General features: G+C 61.5%; 13 protein-coding genes. 10 read left to right on the forward strand and 3 right to left on the reverse strand.

The features are described 5' to 3' along the window. The first annotated feature begins 94 nt into the window (after window positions 1-94). From C7453_RS03935 to C7453_RS03975, 9 genes are all read left to right on the forward strand, one after another. On the forward strand, window positions 95-2,419 hold the full coding sequence (locus tag C7453_RS03935; protein ID WP_170143115.1) for a TonB-dependent receptor: 2,325 nt from the start codon (window positions 95-97) through the stop codon (window positions 2,417-2,419). A gap of 178 nt (window positions 2,420-2,597) precedes the next feature. Further along, window positions 2,598-3,326, forward strand: a complete 729-nt coding sequence (locus tag C7453_RS03940) for a response regulator transcription factor (RefSeq protein WP_114726247.1) — start codon at window positions 2,598-2,600, stop codon at window positions 3,324-3,326. Next, complete coding sequence (locus C7453_RS03945; protein ID WP_114726248.1) at window positions 3,323-4,693, forward strand: sensor histidine kinase; 1,371 nt, start codon at window positions 3,323-3,325, stop codon at window positions 4,691-4,693. Before C7453_RS03940 ends, C7453_RS03945 begins: the two co-directional genes overlap by 4 nt. Window positions 4,694-4,842: 149 nt before the next feature. After that, complete coding sequence (locus C7453_RS03950; protein WP_114726249.1) at window positions 4,843-8,094, forward strand: efflux RND transporter permease subunit; 3,252 nt, start codon at window positions 4,843-4,845, stop codon at window positions 8,092-8,094. A gap of 154 nt (window positions 8,095-8,248) precedes the next feature. Beyond that, window positions 8,249-9,322 (forward strand): YncE family protein, encoded by a 1,074-nt coding sequence (locus C7453_RS03955; protein WP_114726250.1) that lies wholly within the window; start codon window positions 8,249-8,251, stop codon window positions 9,320-9,322. A 133-nt stretch (window positions 9,323-9,455) separates the two neighbouring features. Next, on the forward strand, window positions 9,456-12,200 hold the full coding sequence (locus tag C7453_RS03960; RefSeq protein ID WP_170143116.1) for a TonB-dependent receptor: 2,745 nt from the start codon (window positions 9,456-9,458) through the stop codon (window positions 12,198-12,200). A 136-nt stretch (window positions 12,201-12,336) separates the two neighbouring features. Continuing rightward, window positions 12,337-13,602 carry an alkaline phosphatase family protein gene (locus C7453_RS03965; protein ID WP_170143117.1) on the forward strand — a complete coding sequence of 422 codons (1,266 nt, stop codon included), beginning with the start codon at window positions 12,337-12,339 and terminating at the stop codon, window positions 13,600-13,602. Further along, window positions 13,602-14,876 carry a cytochrome-c peroxidase gene (locus C7453_RS03970; RefSeq protein ID WP_114726253.1) on the forward strand — a complete coding sequence of 425 codons (1,275 nt, stop codon included), beginning with the start codon at window positions 13,602-13,604 and terminating at the stop codon, window positions 14,874-14,876. Before C7453_RS03965 ends, C7453_RS03970 begins: the two co-directional genes overlap by 1 nt. After that, window positions 14,873-15,409: a cytochrome b gene (locus C7453_RS03975; RefSeq protein WP_114726254.1), complete on the forward strand. Its 537-nt coding sequence runs from the start codon at window positions 14,873-14,875 to the stop codon at window positions 15,407-15,409. The genes C7453_RS03970 and C7453_RS03975 overlap by 4 nt, the downstream gene beginning before the upstream one ends. Before the next feature lie 12 nt (window positions 15,410-15,421). On the opposite strand, the gene C7453_RS03980 is transcribed toward C7453_RS03975, so the two are convergent. Then, window positions 15,422-15,856, reverse strand: coding sequence for a c-type cytochrome (locus C7453_RS03980; protein ID WP_114726255.1), 435 nt, complete (start codon window positions 15,854-15,856; stop codon window positions 15,422-15,424). Window positions 15,857-16,208: 352 nt separating this feature from the next. Between C7453_RS03980 and C7453_RS03985 the strand changes: the two genes are divergently transcribed. Next, window positions 16,209-16,673 carry a hypothetical protein gene (locus C7453_RS03985; RefSeq protein ID WP_141288662.1) on the forward strand — a complete coding sequence of 155 codons (465 nt, stop codon included), beginning with the start codon at window positions 16,209-16,211 and terminating at the stop codon, window positions 16,671-16,673. A gap of 47 nt (window positions 16,674-16,720) precedes the next feature. On the opposite strand, the gene C7453_RS03990 is transcribed toward C7453_RS03985, so the two are convergent. Together C7453_RS03990 and C7453_RS03995 are read right to left on the reverse strand one after the other, a co-directional pair. Next, a complete protein-coding gene (locus tag C7453_RS03990) occupies window positions 16,721-17,488 on the reverse strand; it encodes a hypothetical protein (RefSeq protein WP_114726257.1) in 768 nt (255 codons plus the stop codon). A 132-nt stretch (window positions 17,489-17,620) separates the two neighbouring features. Then, window positions 17,621-18,595, reverse strand: a complete 975-nt coding sequence (locus tag C7453_RS03995; RefSeq protein WP_114726258.1) for a sulfite exporter TauE/SafE family protein — start codon at window positions 18,593-18,595, stop codon at window positions 17,621-17,623. Window positions 18,596-18,787: the final 192 nt, after the last annotated feature.

Here is an 18,787-nt window from a genome sequence, read left to right on the forward strand (position 1 = left end):
GATCGCTACGGAAAGTCCGAGGCGGGGCGGCGGCTATTCCGAGGATCAAATGCTTCATCCCATTCTTTTTCGTCAGCGATCTCTTCGTCGCCCGATGGGACGCAAGGCGCGTAGCCTGGCATCGACGGGGTTGGTGTGTGCAGGGGTGTTCTACGGCCTGTCTGCGGCGCATGCCGCGCCGGTCACGGAGATGTCGAGCGATGGCGGCCCTGCGACCGCACCCGTGACGAAGACGAAGCCTCGGCGTGCTGATACCCAGGCGCCGGTTGTGGCCGAACAGATCGAGACGATCGGGCGCACGAAAGTCGATTCCGCAGCGTATCAGGCACCGACCAAGGCGCCGCTGGAAGCCTTTCAGCCTACATCGGTCATCAGTCAGCATTTTATCGAAAACAACATTCCGCCTTCGGGTAACTACGACACCATGGTGGCACTGGCGCCCAGCGTCATGACCATCGGATCGAACGGACCGGGCCTGGCGGAAAACAAGGTTTCGGTGCGCGGCTTCTCGGATGGGCAGTACAACGTCCTGTTCGATGGAATCCCGTTTGCTGACGGCAACAATTTCACGCATCACACCACGGCCTATTATACCGCGCACGATCTGGGGGGCATCAGCGTCGATCGTGGCCCGGGCGATGCGAGTACCATGGGTTATGCGACATTCGGCGGGACGATCTCGGTCGATGGCAAGACGCCGACCGAACGCCGCGGGGTTGAAGCCTATGGCAGCATGGGAGCCTGGAACACCTATACCTATGGCGGCGAATTCAATAGCGGCCGGATGAAAAAGCTGAACAACGCCTCCTTCGTGTTCGATGCGGGGGGCGTGCAGAGCGACGGCTACCAGACCTGGTCCGGTCAGCAACGCTATAATTTCTACGGAAAATGGATCCAGCCGATCAACGATCACACGACGTTGACCTTCATGGGGCTATATAACAATCTCACGCAATACGTGCCCCCTGGCGCGACGCTGGGTGAGATTGCCGAGTTCGGGCCCAATTACGGCCTGTCAGACAACAAAAACTCACAGAATTATTATAAATACAATGTCGATACCATCCAGACGGATATGTCCTATATCGGCCTGAATTCGGATATCGGTGGCGGATGGACCATCGATAACAAGATTTATACGTACGCCTATTACCATCACGGCCATAACGAGAACGACGTGAACGGAACCACCCAGGCGCGGTATCTTGATTCCGCGCCGGTCTCGAAGGGCAATGTCGTCGCGTGTGGCGGGACGTACGGCGCCAGCAAGATGACCTATAATTCCGGGCCAGGCTGCGAATATGGCCAGGCGATGCGGCAGGATTATCGTGCCTGGGGCGATACGTTCAGCGTCAATCGCGATTTCGGTCTGGCGAAACTGAAGCTCGGGTTCTGGCTGGAACATCAGACCGATACCCGCCAGCAGGGCAACATCAACTGGGCGACCGGGCAGTTCACGAATCAGAAACAGCCGCTGAATCGTCTGATGACGCTGGAGAACCTGAGTGCGCAGCCTTATGTGCAACTGACGTTCCGGCCCCTCCCGAACCTGGAGATTTCGCCGGGCTTCAAATACGCGCTCATGGTTCGGCAGATCAATGCTCCGGTCAACCAGAAGACCGGTACGCCGCTCTATTATAACCAGACCTATGGCGCGCCGATGCCGTCGCTGAACGTGCATTATATGGTCAACAGGAACTGGTCGGCCTATCTGCAGATAGCGCGTGGCTTCCTGGCGCCGGATTCTGCCTATTTCTACACGCCCAATCCGTCGGCCAACAAGGTCAGCCCTGAAAACACGATGAATTATCAGATCGGGACCGCCTGGCAGAGCCGCCAGTTTACTCTGTCTGGTGACATATATTATATCAATTTCAGCAATTTCGTTACCAGCGCGAATGAAAATATCCCTGGATATGGACCGATGACGGTTTATTACAATCAGGGTGGCGTCAATTATTACGGGATCGAGGGCGAGGCCTCCTATCATCTGGGTGCGGGCTTCACGCTGTTCGCCAACGGCAGCCTCAACCAGTCCAAGACCCAGGGGACGGGGGCGCCGATCGCCAACGCGCCGGATGCCACGGCGTCGGGCGGGATGATCTATGAACATGGCGGGCTCTATGCCTCGGTGATCGACAAGTGGATCGGTGCGCGGGCCGGCAAGATCAGTTCGACGGGGCAGGCGCAGGACGGTCTGGATCCGTTCAACCAACTCGACGTATCCATCGGCTATACGTTCAACCATGACAATGTGCGTCGGGGGCCGCCGATCAAGCTGCAGTTGCATGTAACGAACCTGGCTGACAGCAAGAAGGTCTTTTCCTATGCCGGCACGACGGCGGAGGGGGAGTCGATGTGGAATACCCAGCCGGGGCGGGGCTTTTTCGGCTCCATCTCGGTGCCTATCGGGTTCTGATCGGCGGGCATGATCGTCGTCCGGTCATGATGGCCAGCCGTCCTGCACGGCTGGCTGTTCTACCTACGCGGGGGCACGGGGGCATTCCGGTGCCGTCGGGCGAACGAATTTAAAAAAAGCCCAATATCACGCTTAATCCGATTACGGGTGGCTCCGCACGCGCTACTGTCGGGCCTGCATGAACAAAGACGGTTCTCCCATACGATTGCTGCTGATCGAGGACGATGCCGATACTGCGGCCTATGTCCGCGATGGTCTGGCGCATCACGGCATTGTCGTGACATGCGCTTCGGACGGATTGGATGGGTTGATTCATATCCTGCGCGAGGCCTGGGACGTCATCGTGCTGGACCGGATGCTGCCCGGTATGGACGGCATGCAGGTGCTGGCGCGGCTGCGCGAGCGGGAAATCCGCACGCCGGTTCTGCTGCTGACGACGCTGGATGGCGTGTCCAGTCGGGTGGAGGGGCTGCGCGGTGGGGCGGACGATTATCTGGTCAAGCCATTCGCCGTGCGGGAACTGGCGGCACGGGTCGCCGTGCTGGTGCGGCGGGCCGGCCCGGCGCATCAGGCGACGGCCCTGCGTGTTGTCGGGATCACGCTGGACCTGCTGACCCGCGACGTGACGCGCTTTGGCGAGAAGCTGCTGCTGCAACCGCAGGAAGTCAAGGTTCTGGAATATTTCATGCGCAACCCCGGCATCGTGCTGTCGCGGAAGATGCTGCTGCTTTACGCCTGGAATGCCGATTTCCCCGTGCATACCAATCTGGTCGAGACCCATATCAGCCGCCTGCGCGACAAGCTGGGATATGACGGGCGGCGATTGATCCGCACCGTTCGCGGCGCCGGCTATATCATGTTGCCGCATGACGGCCCGTCGTCCGACCAGTCCGACGCGGTGCCATGACTTACGGGTCGGGCAGGCTGTGCCGGATCGCGTCCAGCCTGTCCTTTCGCATCGTGCTGCTGTTTGCCGGGTGCCTGATCGTGTCCGGCGTGTGCGTGCTGCTGCTGGGCGGGCTGCATAGCCAGCGTTCTCTGGAGCGGCAGATACACCGTGTGGTCGTGGCCGAGACGACGGAAGTCCTGTCATCCGCGGGCACGCATGATCTGGCGCATATGCAACCCATCATTCAGGGACTGGTGCAACACGAGCCGGAATTTTTCTATCTTCTGCAGGATAATGCGCAGCGGGTCGTCGCCGGCAACATGCTGCATCTGCACCCCTGGGCCGGCCAGCGCTGGCTGTCGCATGAACACCGGCAATTGTCGGGCGAGCAGAAAAGCCTGATCTCGGGCGAGGGCGTGCAACTGGATGACGGTTATCTGTTCATCGGGCTCAGTGCGCGCTCGTTGATCGAACTGCGGCGCGACATGTGGATGCTGGTCGGCCTGGGGATCGTCGGCTTTTCGGTGCTGGGGGTAGGCGGTGGAATGCTTCTCAGCGCGATCATTCTCGGTCGAATCGAGAAGATCAGCGTGACGGCACGCCGGATCATGAATGGTGATATGTCGCAGCGCATTCCCTATCAGGGAGGTGACGACGAGTTCGATCATCTGTCGCACAGCCTGAATGCGATGCTGGAGACGAACGAGCAACTGATTGCCAGCCTGCGCCAGGTTTCGAACGATATTGCGCACGACATGCGCCGCCCTCTGTCCCGCCTGCGCCAGAGGCTGGAGCGTGTGACGGTATGCAAGGGCATGCCTGCCGAGGGACGGGAGATGATCGAGACGTCGCTGGAGGATCTGGACAGCGCGTTGGAGATTTTTTCCTCTCTTCTGAGAATTTCTCAGATCGAGGCCCGGATTGCCACCGATGTCCTGTCTCCCGTTTCGCTGGATGTGCTGCTGGGTCAGGTCGGGCAATTGTATCGGCCTCTGGCGGAGGACAAGGGGCAGTCGCTGGTCGTCGGCAGTTCCATGCCGCTGATGGTTCGGGGGGATGCTGTCTTGTTGGCGCAGATGCTGTCCAATCTGGTGGAAAATGCGATCAACCACACGCCGCCAGGTAGTACGATCGCGGTGACGGGTCGGGCACATGGCGGCAATGCGATTCTGGTTGTTGCCGATAACGGGCCGGGAATCCCTGCCGAGAGCCGTGGGAAAGTCTTCGACCGGTTCGTCAGACTGGATGCCAGCCGGTCGGTACCCGGCAGCGGTCTGGGGTTGAGCCTGGTCCAGGCGATCGCGCGGCTGCATGGGGGCAGTGTCGCGCTGTCCGACAACGATCCTGGTCTGCGCTGTACAATTACAATTCCTGTTAATTCCTGAACGGGAAAAGTTTGACAATTATTTAGCGCCGTTTTTCTGGACGGCCGGCGGCCGGTCATCGAGAGTGCCGCCATGCATGTGATCCTGACGCACCCGGCGCGGTCGCCCCGTCGCGGACGTTCCGTCGAACCAGGCTGTCCGGACCAGCCATGATCCGACTGTTCGTCTCCCGTCCGGTCGGGACCATTCTGCTGGCGCTGGCGTGCGTGCTGGCGGGAATGATCGGCTATCTCGGCCTGCCGGTCGCCGACCTGCCGAATATCGATTTCCCTGTCATTCAGGTCATCGCGCAGCAACCCGGCGGATCGCCGGAGCAGATTGCCAGCGCGATCGCCGAGCCGCTGGAGCGGCGTCTGGGCACGATTGCGGGATTGGAGGAAATGACGTCGCAATCCACGCAGGGGGTGGTGCGGCTGTCGTTGCAGTTTGCCCTGTCGCGCGACATCAACGGCGCCGCACGCGATGTCGAAGCCGCGATTCAGGCCGCGCGGGCCGACCTGCCGCCGACGCTTCGGCAGAATCCGCAATATCACAAGGCGAATCCCAATGATCCGCCGGCCATCATGCTGGCTCTGACGTCCGATAACCGCCCGCTGTCGCAGGTGTACGACCAGGCGACGAATCAGATTCTGCCGCGGATCGCGCGGATTGCGGGCGTGGGAGAGGTCGAAATCGCCGGCAGCGCACTGCCGGCGGTGCGTGTCGAGATCGACCCGCAGGCGCTGTACAAATTCGGCATCGGGCTGGAGGATGTGCGGGCGGCCCTGGCATCGGCCAATGCCCATACCCCCAAGGGAAACATCGAACTGGGCAGCCTGCGTTTTGCGTTGGCGACGAACGACCAGGCACGGAGTGCCGCGGCCTATCGGGCACTGGTCATCGCCTACCGCAATGCGCGGCCGGTGCGTCTGGATGACGTCGCGCAGGTTGTCGACGGGGTGGAGGATGTGCGCAACGCCGGCTATTTCGGCGATCGGCCGGCGATCGTCCTGATGGTCTTCATGCAGGCGGGCGGCAATATCATCCAGGTTCTGGACCAGTTGCATGCCCAGATGCCGTATCTGCGCGCGATCATGCCCGGCGGGGTGCAGATTCACACCTTCATGGACCGTTCGCGGGTGATACGGGCGTCGCTTGACGATACGCGGATGACCCTGCTGCTGTCGGTCATGCTGGTGGTGCTGACGGTCTGGCTGTTTCTGGGGACATGGCAGGCGACGCTGATTCCGGCCATCGTCATCCCCGTGGCCATGGTCGGTGCGCTGGGCGTCGTCAGGCTGCTGGGATATACGCTGGACACGATGTCGCTGACGGCGCTGACGATCGCGACAGGCTTTATCGTCGACGATGCCATTGTCGTGGTCGAAAACATCGCCCGCCATGTCGCGGAGGGGCTGACGCCAGGGCGTGCCGCCGTGCGGGGGGCGGGCGAGGTGGCGTTTACCGTCCTGTCCATGACGCTGTCGCTGATTGCGGTCTTTCTGCCGATTCTGCTGATGGGGGGCGTGCCGGGGCGGCTGTTCCATGAATTCGCCGTGACCGTATCGGTCGCACTGCTGCTGTCGATGCTGCTGTCGCTAAGCCTGACACCGACATTGTGCGCGCGGTTGCGGCTGCATCATGCGGCTGGTGGCGGGAGGCTGGCCGCGCGGATCGAGGGGGTGCATCGCTCGATGCTGCGTGGCTATGCGCGGGGGCTAGACTGGGCGCTGAAGCACCGGGCGGTGATGCTGGCCAGCCTGCCGGTAACGCTGGGCCTGACGATCCTGATCTATATCCACAATCCCCGCAGCCTCTTTCCCGACGAGGATGGCGGGGCTCTGCTGGGGCGCCTATTGGGGGAGCAGGCGATTTCCTTCCAGGCCCTGGACAGGACCATGCAGCAGGCCCTGGACCGGTTGCGGGAAGACCCGGATGTGGCAGAGGTTGCCGGATTCATCGGCATGCGCGGGTCGGCAAACCAGGGCAACCTGTTCATCGCGCTGACCGACAAGGCATCGCGGCATCACCCGGTGTCGACCACCATCGCCAATCTTGATCGGCGCACGCGGGGGCTGACCGGCGCGCGGTTCTTTGCCATGCAGCCGGGCGCGATCCGGGTCGGGGCCCGGCCGGCCAATGCCGCCTATCTCTACAGTCTCCAGGGCGACGATACGGCGGCGCTATATGCCTGGACGCAGCGGCTGGTGCGTGCGTTGTCCGCCAGGCGGGAACTGGCGGATGTGTCGTCGGACGTGCAACTGGGCGGGGCGGCGCTGAATGTCCGGCTGGACCGGGACACCGGGGCGCGGCTGAAGATCACGCCGCAACTGATCGCCAATACGCTCTATGACGCCTACGGGCAAAGGGCGGCGTCCGTCATCTATAACGAGATGAACCAGTATCGGGTGGTCATGGAAGCCGCGCCGCGCTTCTGGCATGACACGCAATCGCTGCGGCAGGTCTGGGTCAGTGTTGCCGGCGGTACGGCGCAGGGGGGCATCCAGGCCAATACGATCCGGGCCCGCATGTCCGGGACGGCCGGGGCGGCATCGTCGCAGAGTGCGCTGTCCTTTCGCAACCAGATTGCAAACAGCCTGGTCGGGGGGCATGGCGCGTCGTCGGGGTCCGCCGTTTCCACGCAGGCGGAAACCATGATCCCGCTGGTGGTGGCGGGTACGCCGTCCGACGGTCGGACCGCCCTGGCCATCAATCATGCGGGACAGGGGGTCGCCACCACGATCTCGTTCAACCTGCCCGGCGGCGTATCGCTGGGCGAAGCCATGGCAGCCGTGCAGGACGAAGTGGCCAAGGCAGGTATGCCGGGGTCGATTCATGGAACCTTCGCCGGCAATGCCGCCCAGCTACAGAAGGATTCGGACAATGCCACCATCCTCATTCTGGCATCCGTCATCGTCGTCTACATGATTCTGGGCATTCTGTATGAAAGTTTCCTGCATCCCCTGACCATCCTGTCCACCCTGCCCTCGGCGGGAGTGGGAGCTCTGCTGGCCTTGTGGGCATGTGGCGAGAGTTTTTCGCTGATGGGGATGATCGGCGTGATCCTGCTGATCGGCATCGTCAAGAAGAACGCCATCATGCTGGTCGATTTCGCGATCGCCGCCGAACGATCGGAAGGATGCACGCCGCTTCAGGCGATCCGCGCAGCCTGCCTGATGCGCTTTCGCCCGATCATGATGACCAGTTTCGCCGCCGCGATGGGGGCGCTGCCGCTGGTCGTCGGTCATGGATATGGCGCGGAGGTGCGCTACCCGTTGGGCGTGACCATTATCGGCGGTCTGATCGTCAGCCAGGCACTGACCCTGTTCACGACACCTGTCGTCTATCTGTGCATGGAACAGATGCGCCTGTTCGCGCGGGATCTCGTTCGCCTGCGACCTAAACAATCGCCAATGTTTTAAAAATTCAGCCGTAATGATTCTTCATAAGCTTCATGAAACTCCGCTGAAGGGCCGTCTATAACGCACTCGTTCATTTCGCAGTTCATTCGCCGTCGTCGCGAAGGCCGTTTGTTCGGCGAACAATAACTGCTGAACAGAAAAGGTGTTTATAGAAATGAAGAAGATTTTCCTGCTGATGGGGACCGTCCTGATCGGGTGCGGTTCCGCGATGGCGGCCCCGCTGAATGCCGACAGCGGTCCGGTGCAGTTTCTGCGCAGCACGCCGCTGCCGGAGATTACCGATGGTGGATTCGATCATTTCGCCGTGGACAAGAAAGACGATCGTCTTCTGATCATGGCCGAAAAACACGCGACGGTTGAAATGTTCCGCCTGAGTGACGGCGCGCACCTGGCTTCGGCCGGTGGTTTCGGTCTGCCGCATACGCCGGCCTATGTCGCCGATCAGCACCAGATGTTCGTTTCCGACGACAAGATGGGCTGTGTGGTCGTCGATGTGCCGTCGCTGAAGATCGCCAGGATCATCCCGCTGCGACAGGGCGCGGATGAAGCCGTCTTCGACAAGAAGTCGGGCCTGTTCTATATCGGCAATGGCGGCAAGAAGGACCAGTCCGACAATTCGTCGATCAGCGTCATCGACGTCAAGACATACAAGGAAGTCGCACGGATCGAGATTCCGTCGTCCAATATCGAGATGATGGCGATCGATCACGCGCGTGGCCTGTTGTTCGCCAATCTGCGTGACAAGAACCAGATTGCCGTGATCGACCTGAACGCTCGCGCGCTGAAGACGATCTGGACCGTTCCGGGCCTGAATCTGATCACCCCGATGGCGTATGACGCCAAGACGCAGAGGCTGTTCGTCATCGGCCGCAAGCCCGGCAAGCTGTCGGTCATCGACGCCGGCACGGGCGCCCTGCTCTCGACCGCGCCCAGCGTCGATACGGCCGATGGCATCACCTGGGATGCCAAGAATGCCCGCCTGTATGTCAGCGGCAGCGAAGGGCTGAGCGTCTTTCATCGTGACGACGCCGATCATTTCACGGAGATCCAGCGGATCGATACCAGGACCGGAAAGGTCTCGGTTTATGTCGACAAGCTGAAGCAGCTTTATATTGCCCATGCGAAGACGGCGACCGGACCGGCGGCGCTGGATATCTACACCGTCGCGCCCGACCCGGTGGCGCAGGCTGCCGCGAAGGCGGCGGCCGACGCCAAGAAGAAGCCCTGATAGCCCCGCCACCGCACGGTGTGAGCACCGTGCGGTGGCGGCCCTGTCCTGCGCTGCCTTTATCCCCCCCCGATCACAAACCGAGACTGCGAGGCCGCATTGCGCGCCCGCACCGCCTGGAGTCGTCATTCCGATGCGTATCCATCCGATGCTGTGCCGCAGCACCTTCTTGTGCCTGGCAACCGCACTGGCGCCGATCGGCGCGCCGCTTCTGCATGCACAGGACGTGCAGAATCCCGTGAAGACCCATCATGATGGGCACAAGAAGCATAAGGAGGGCAAGGCGCATCATGGCAAACGCAAAGGGCACGCCGAGACCGGTGTCGCCCGCGATGCCGGTGCCGACAGGCGGATGCGGCGCGCGGAAGCGGCGCATTCCACCGCTCCCGAGCATCTTCAGGTGGTCGGCTTCAAACGTGCGGCCAAAGCTGATGCGCTGGGCACCATCGAGGAGGCGCGCCTGGTGCAGAAAAATGCGCCCAACATCGTCCTGCTGATGCCGCAGTCCGAAATAGAGAAGATTCCGAATTTCGTCCTGGGTGACGCGATGCGCCGGATGCCGGGTGCGTCGATCATCTTCAAGAGTGGCGAGTCACGCGCGCTTCAGGTCCGCGGGCTGGATTCCAGTCTTAATGGCGTGATGTTCGAGGGTGTTCTCCTGCCCGCGGGTTCGATGAGCAGCACCGGGCGGGCGATGCCGCTGGACGCCATGCCGGCGTCGCTGGCCGGCGGCCTTGAACTGACCAAGACGAACCGGCCGGAGCAGGATGCCATCGCCCTGGGCGGCCAGATGAATATCCTGTCGCGCGATATCGGCGAAAACCAGAGCCCGTTCCTGAAGATGCATATGGCGGGCGGGTTTCGCGACCCCAGCGGGACGGCGGTCCTGCAGGGCACACTGGCCGGCGGCATGCGTTTCGGCCTGCATGGCGACCCGTTCGATCCGCATGCGTCCGGCGACAAGCCGTTCAGCGTGTCGTTTTTCGTCAATGGTCTGACCGACTGGCTGAACATGGGCGACCTGCAGCAGAAATTCGCGTCGGGCGACCCGGTGGGCAGTCAGGCGAACAAGGTCACGCAGGCTTCGCAGGTGATGTATGCGGGACACAAGGTCCGTTCGTCCTACGGTGGTACTCTGGGGTGGGATATCGACCACGACAACAGGATCTATCTGAAAATGTTCCAGTCGGCGATCGATGCGCCGGTGGTGCGGAACCAGTTGATCTATGCGTTCAGCCCCAAGACCGGACTGGGCGATCCGGGACAGGACGGAACCGCGAGCCTGTCGCAGGGCGTGACCAACACCAAGACCACGGACCTGGAGCGGGTTTACAAATTCGGTGGTGACAGCAGGGTCGGCCGGTTCAAACTCGATTATTTCGGTGCGTGGGCCGCCAATAATGTCGACCAGACATCGTCCTACGTGTCCAGTTTCGCCGGGCCGGCGAATGTGCCTGTCAGCTATGACAATGTGACCAATCCCCTGCGCCCGACGGTGAGCGTGCTGAATGGGATCAACCCGCTGAACTACAATGCGTACAAACTGTCATCCTTGAGCAACCAGATCCAGCATGACAAGGACTACGAGTGGACCGGGCATATCGGCGCCTCGACGGACCTCAACCTGTTCCGCGAGATGAAAGGCACGCTCAGTTTTGGTGGCGGCCTGCGTATGGCGCACATCCAGCATTATGACCCGACCTACACCTATTCCCATCTGCCCGGTGTCACCGCTGGGCAGCTGGCGGGCAGCGATCAATGGACGTTCTTCGACGGGTTGTACAATATCGGCTATCCAGCCGGCCCGAATCAGGTCAGCCAGTTGGCGAACAGTGCGGTATATCCAGGCGTGACCGGTTCCGCCGGCCAGACCGCGCAGCAGCAATATATCAACGATAACGAGAATGTTTATAATACCTACCTTCAATACCAGGCGACCTGGCGCCGGCTGGGGGTTCTCGCCGGCTTCCGCTACGAGAAGACCGACGGCGTCTATCGCGGAACGCAGTCGATCACCCAGGGCGGCGTGACGACGCTCTCGCCGCGTGCGGTTGGGCAGGAATATGCCAATTTTTTTCCGACCGTGCAGCTGCGCTACAATCTCACCGATAATCTGATCGCGCGGGCAAACTGGTCCACGGCCGTGGGCAGGCCTGGGTTCAACCAGGTGACGGCCAGCCAGACGATCAATACATCCACCAACGCCGTCAGCCTCGGCAATCCCGGCCTGAAGCCGACGACAGGCAATAATTTCGACCTGTCGGTCGAATATTACCTGCCGCATGGCGGAATCATATCCGGTGGCGCGTTCTACAAGCTGTTCAAGAATTACATCGTCAATTACACGAATTACTGCACGGGATGTTATGGGCTGCCCGGCCAGGCGACGGTCAGCACTTATGCCAACATCTCCAGCGCCTATGCCCGGGGGTTTGAGCTGAACTACCGGCAGCAACTCGACTTCCTGCCCGGCATCCTGAAGGGCTTCGGGGTCGGCGGGAACATGACCTATGTGAATTCGCAGGGGCAGCAGCGGAATGGCACGCAGGAGACGCTGCCCAATACGACCAGCCATATCTGGAATTTCGAGGCCTTCTATAATTACGGGCCCGTCAGCGTGCAGTTCAACGGCAATTACCAGGGGCTGACCATGACCGGCCTGGGGTCAGACCCGGCGCTGGACAGCTATGTGCAGCCGTTTCTGAATTTCGATATCGGTGCCACATATCGGATCAATCGCCGCGTCAGCGTCAATTTCCAGGCCCGCAACTTTACGAACACGATGCAGAACGCGACACAGGGCATTTCGGCCAGGAGGATGGTCGAGCTGCAATATTTCGGGTCGGCCTACATGTTCGGCGTCGATGTGTCTTTGTAAATTTGTTCCAATCATTTCGTGAAAAATTCATGCAGGAAGGCGCCTTTCGTTCTTCTTGCGGTTTCGCCGGAGCGGTATGACGGGGCCGCAATTCCATGTGCCCCGTCTGCGTTCCGGGAAGGAAAGTGAGATCATCATGACGAAACGATCGATTGTCCGCCATCTGGGGGCCATGCTGTTTGCCACCTCGGCCCTGGTCGCGAGCCAGCAGGCGCATGCCGCGCATCATGCGGCGGCCGGTCTGGAAAATGTTCCGCATTACGAAAACATCATCGTCATCGAGATGGAAAACCGTCAGTATGGCGAGATCATCGGCGCGGAGCCGGCCAGTTCGCCCCACATGACGGCGCTGGCGCGAACCTATAATTCCGCCACGTCCTATTACGGGATCTCCCATCCCAGCGAGCCGAACTATATCGCCATGATGGCCGGCGATCAGGAAGGCGTGCTGGATGATGACGGCTGGTACTGCCAGGCCGACGGCACCCAGCTTTCGCCCGACAAGGCGATCGTGGCCGGCAAGCCGGACAGCGCCCCGATGAACCGGCCCTGCAATGGCATCAAGAAGAATAAAACCTATGTCGTGCATCATTTCACGGTGCCGAATTTCTACGCGCAGTTGAACAAGGCCGGCATTTCCTGGTCGATGTATAACCAGAGCATGCCCGCCAACCCGCAAACGGGCGAAAGCATGCCGGAAATGCCGACCTACCCGGCATCGGACGACACCACGGCCGACGTGCGGGGCCTGTATGCATCGAAGCATAATCCTTCGGTCAATTTCGACGATATCCGCGAAGCGCCGGATTTCCATGCGCACAACCGCAACGAGCAGGATTTCTTTAGCGATCTGAAAAAAGGAGCGCTGCCCCGCTTCGCCTATTTCGTGCCGGACCAGTGTCATGACGATCATGGCCCGTCCGGCCCCATGAACGCGCATCCGGAATGCAAGGGCCATGGATATGGACCGTCGCCGCTGCTGACGACGGGCGACAATTACGTTCAGACTCTGGTCGAGCATATCCAGGCCTCGCCGCAATGGAAATCGAAGAAGAACGTGGCCATCGTGGTGACGTTCGACGAGGATGACAGCGGCGGCGCCGGCGTGCAGGGATGTTGCGGCTATCATCCGGTGGCACCGGGCCAGCCGCACAAGGGGGTAGTCAATCAGGGCGGCGGGCGCATTCCCACACTGGTCATCACCAATCACGGTGTGCGCGGCGTGCAGGACGATACGCCCTATAATCACTACGCGTTGCTGCGGACGATGGAAGATGCGTTCGGCATTGCCGAGCATATCGGCCATGCCAATGACGGCACGGCGGTTCAGCCGGCCGACGGATCGTTCGTGCAGACGCCCGTCGTCCCGATGGCGAAGATGTTTGCCCTGGCGACGCATTGATGTCTGGCGGGCCGGGACGTCTGGCAGGGGCGCCCCGGCCCGCCGGATGGGTGGTCGTGTGGGGTGGGCTGTTGGCCCTGCTGGCGGTGTCGTGGACCGCGGTCGGGGCGCTGGCGGCGGGCGGGCTGTCGCCTGAAGCCACGCTGGGCCGCCAGTTGTTCTTCGACCCCGGATTGTCGGCGTCGGGCCGGCAATCCTGCGCCAGTTGTCATGACCCGGCCAATCACTACGCATCTGCCAACGCGCTGCCGGTACAGATGGGGGGCGCCGATCTGGATCGGCCGGGCCTGCGTGCCGTGCCGACCCTGACCTATGGCGATGAAAACCCCGATTTCTCCCCGTCGTTGGATAATCCGGATGAATCGGCCAGCGGGCCCGGGGGCGGCTATGACTGGGACGGCCGCATGGGGTCGGTTGCCGCGCAGTCGGTCAGTCCGCTCACGACACCGTTTGAAATGGCGAATCCGGATGTGGCGGCCGTTCGGGCCCGCGTGGAAAAAAAATCCGATTATGTAAGGACGTTTAAGGCGATTTTCGGGGCTGGAGTCTTCGCCACTCCCGATCGTCTGGTGCATGCCATGGGCGCGGCCCTAGCGGCCTTTCAGCATGAAGATGTGTCCTTTCATCCTTATAGTAGCAAATATGATGATTACACGCGCGGACTGGCGCGCCTGACGGCTCAGGAAGAGCGCGGGATGGCGCTGTTCAACGATGCCGACCGGGCCAATTGCGCATCGTGCCACACGGCCGGGCAGGGGCCGGGGCGTGACGGCGCGACGTCGGTCGGCCAGTTTACTGATTTCTTCTTCAAGGATATCGGTGTGCCGGATAATCCCGCTGTCAGGAAAGCCGATGTCGGGCGATATGATCTCGGGCTGTGCGGCCCGCTGCGCACGGACCTGACCCCGGCCCGTGATCCGGCCAACCGCGCCTATTGCGGGCTGTTCAGGACACCGACGCTGCGCAATGTGGCCAGCCGGCAAGTCTTTTTCCATAATGGATCGCTGAAGAGCCTGCGTGATGTCGTGGCGTTTTATCTGACGCGCGATATCGACCCCGATCGTTGGTATGGGCCGCAGCGTGCGGCATTGCCCTATGACGGACTACCACCCGATCTGCGGCAGAACGTGGACCGCGAAGACATGCCTTTTGCGACACAGAAGCGCGGGGGCAAGCCGATTCTGTCCGAGCGCGAGGTCGATGACCTGGTGGCCTTCCTGAAAACGCTGACCGATGGATACCGGATTCCGTCGAAATCGCCGAGAGGATCATGATGTCGGGTGTGCGCTCTCATGTCTACGATGCGGTGACGCGCCGGTTCCACTGGGTGACCGCCGCCATCGTGTTCCTGCAATTCGCGATGGGGGAAAGCTGGGGCTGGTTCGGGCCCGTCTGGAAGACGGTGGCCCGCAATATTCATACCAGCGTGGGGATGGTCTTCGCGCTTCTTCTGCTGGCGCGTCTCTACTGGCGCTGGGTGCGACGGTCCGGCATGCCGCCCTCATCGGGGCGGATGGCACTGGGCGTGCATCTTCTGTTGTACGGCCTGCTGATCGCCGAAGTGGCCGACGGCGTCGGCTGGCGTCTGACTGGCAGCCATCCGCTTTATGTCTTCGGCTTCGATATCCGTTGCACCCCATGCCGACTGGACCGACCCTGGCACGACAGGGTGGGCTGGCTACATCATTATGGGGCATGGTTGATCGTGATACTGGCGTGCGGCCATGCTGGGGCGGCGCTGTGGCGTCATCTGGTGGTGCGGGACGGGACGCTGGGGCGGATGTTGCCGCGCGTCCGCCCGCGATAGCGTGACGCCGGCTTATTCCTTTCCGTCGGAGAGGCTGGCCAGATAGACCACGATATCGGCACGATCGCGATCATTGGTCAGCCCGTCGAACGCCATGCGGGTGCCCGGCGCGAAGGCGGCCGGATTCTTCAGCCAGGTCGAGAGCGTGTCGATTGTCCAGACCTGCGGCCTGTGTGCCCGCAATGCCGGAGAGAAATTGAAGTCGGGGGCGGAAGCGACAGGTCGCCCCTGCACGGCATACAGGTTGGGCCCGATCATCGCGCCGCCGCCGCGGTCGAACGTATGGCAGTCGGAACACATGCCGTCCGCCAGGTCGTGCCCCCGCGACCGGTCGGCATGCCGGACCATGTCGGCGAAGGATGCCTCTCCCGCGCATGCCCTGTCCATCATCGGGGCATGGACGGCAAGAATCGAGAGAAGGACAAGAAATTTCTTTCCGGGCATCATGCGTCATTCCTTCTGACAGTTTCGGGCGAGTGTAAAAGGGTGCCGCGTCCATCGCGAGTATGGTGGATAGAAACAATGAGAATATTCAATAAAACTTCATGGGGTGGCGTGCCGGTGGCGTTCGTTCTGTCGCGCTTTTGCGATGTGAAGCGCCACCATCGGACGCCATTGCGATTGCGTGGTTACAATTTGGTATAGGTCGTTTTCTATAAGGCTTATTTAATCAGGATCCGTGCTGCCGATGCTAATTCAGGCGGCGCCGCCCGAATCCGGCATGTGGTCTGTCGATCCGCACCATCGGTCGGTCAGAATCCTGATGTTGAAAAGGTCTTTCGTGATGAAGAAGGCATATATGTCGTTCCTTCCGGTGTTGCTTGCCGCCGGTGCGGCGGTGGCGGAGCCGAAGGCGCCCGTGCATTACGATCCGGTTCATGCGCCGACGGCGCAGACCCTGGTCCAGCAGATCGCCGCGCGGCATGGCGACATGGTCCTGCTGGGCGTGCATGCGACGATTCCGGATACCAAGAACAATGTCATCATCGCCTGTAACGATCAGGCGCGGATCGGCAAGCCCTCCAGCAAGGGGGATATGGCGCTGATCGGTACACCCAAGATCATGGTCGCACGCCTGCCGAAGAAGAACGTCTATGAAGTGGCGATGACGCTGAACGACGCGCAGGGACGCACCGTCGGCATGATGGTGGACCAGATGCGCCTGGACGCGGTACCGGACGAGGTCGAAGCGCTGCGTCGGGCGTTGGATGTCCGCGCGGACCTGGAAAAGAACATTCCCAGCGAAAGCGCGTTGTTCGACTAAGCCGCGGGCGGGAGGCGACCGGTTCCGGTCGCCTCCCGAACCGTCATTCAGCCCTTGGCGATCAGGTCTGCGACCATTGCGGCCTTCTCGGTGCGGATATGGCTTTTCCCTGCGGCCCGGGCTGCCCAGTCGGGGTTGGCGGCCAGGGCCTTGCGGGTGGCCGCGACGACATCGTTGCGGCGGTCCAGGCCGTCATCGCCATGATAGGCGAGGATCAGCAGCGACATCCAGGTGCGACCGGCGGCGTAGCGCGCGACATAAAGCTGGTACGCGTTCAGGGCCCCCGCCGTAATCCATCCATCGGTCTGGGGAAAGACGTAGGAACGAACGTAGCTGGTGTAATCGGTGGTCGATACGAAATAATCGTAGGGGATCACCATATAGACAGGGTCCGCGCCACCGTCGGCCGGACCGCCGCTGCCGATCGAGTCCGACGGCGTGCTTTCCACGCTTGTGACCGCCGTCTCGTTCGCCACATTCAGGCCGGCTGGCATCGTGGCGTCCAGAGCCCGCCATGCGGCGGCCTGCGCCTGATTCTGGAAATCCAGAACCAGAACGGCGTCCCATGTATTGGCATCGGCAAGGCGACTGAACAGGATGCGGTAATGGGCGAGGCTCCCTTTCGCCTGCAATGCGTGCAGACGGGGCGCCAACTGATCGCGCAGCGTGTGGAGCAGGGCGGGGCGCCCTGCGGGCGTGCTGCGGTAGGACACGATCACGGATTGGGTAGCGGGAGTACTGGTCGCGGCATGGGCGACCTGATCCGTGGCGAGCATGGCCAGAAACGCGGCCATCACCGTGCGTCCACACTGCATGAGTCCCGTCCGGGCAGGGAATGGGCGATCAGTCATGAAAAATCCTTTGTGGAGTGATGACGTGCCGTATGCGCAGGCACATCATGAAAGCGAATGGCGCCGAAGGCGATCATCGCTGCGATTGATTGTGCATCAGGCGCCGAATATCCGGACGGTCTGCAATCCCGTGCGCGGAGACAGATGCAGGATGAAGCCGGGCGGACGGGTGACAGTGGGAGATGTAGCCGAGGGAACGCGCAAGCGGTGGCTCAATTCCAGCTCGTCGCCATCTTCCCATTCTACCTCGAAGACATGCCGGCGCCAGGATAACGAGGCGGAGATATCTTCGGATACATGCTGATACTGTATCGAGACGTTATCCTGCCGCGCGATCTGGCGACCGGCCGCCATTATCATGACCACGCCGGCCGCAACCATGGCGACGTGCCCGACATGGCGGAACAGACGGTCATGCAGGTAGGGTAGCAGATGGCGGACCAGAACCGAGGACAGGATCGCGGCCGTGGCGACGGCCGCGCCTGCTGTGACCGTCCTGGCATTCAGCAGGCCGAACGCGGCGTAGAGAATAATCTTGAATATATGAAGAAGGATTTCGTTGGCGGCGCGGGTGGCCACGATTTCCTCTTTCCGCAGGCCCAGCCGATAATAGAATCCGTTGAAAATCAGGCCGACTGCGCCGGTAAAGCCGGAAATGAACCCGGCCGCGCCGCCCAATATGCGCAAGCTCATGGGACGGATGGGTCTGATATCGGCATGAACGGGGGAGCGCCGGAAAAGCAGAGGCAGATTGCCGATCAGAAACAGACCCAGCAGCAGAGAGAGGTAGACCGGGTTCATGCGGCTGAGGGCCCACGCACCGAGTGCTGCGAACGGCAGCGCCGTCGGGGCGAAATGGCGAACGACGTCCCACCGGATCGCCTTTCGGAATGACAGGATGCGTGCCGCCGAACTAGCGGCGGTTCCAATCGACAGGGCAGCGGGAACTTGGCTGCCGGGTAATATCAGCCCCAGCAGGGGGATCAGAATCAGCCCGGCGCCGCCGCCTGATACGGCACTGATGCCGAACGCCGCGACCGATGCGAGCAGGATGAGGAACCAGAGCATCATTGCCTATGCAAGCCCCAATTGCGGCCCGTTCACGCATGGGGCCGTAGCAGGAAATCACGTCGCAAAATGCGCGCGGTGGGCAATAAGTGGCGGAAAGAAGAGGGTGTTGTCAGCTTACAATGTCCCAATCCCTGCTATGGATTTGACATGATTGGCGAGGGCCTGGGGGCCGTTGCGGCGGATAACCGTGTC

This window comes from Gluconacetobacter liquefaciens (assembly GCF_003350405.1).
Lineage (GTDB): Bacteria > Pseudomonadota > Alphaproteobacteria > Acetobacterales > Acetobacteraceae > Gluconacetobacter > Gluconacetobacter liquefaciens.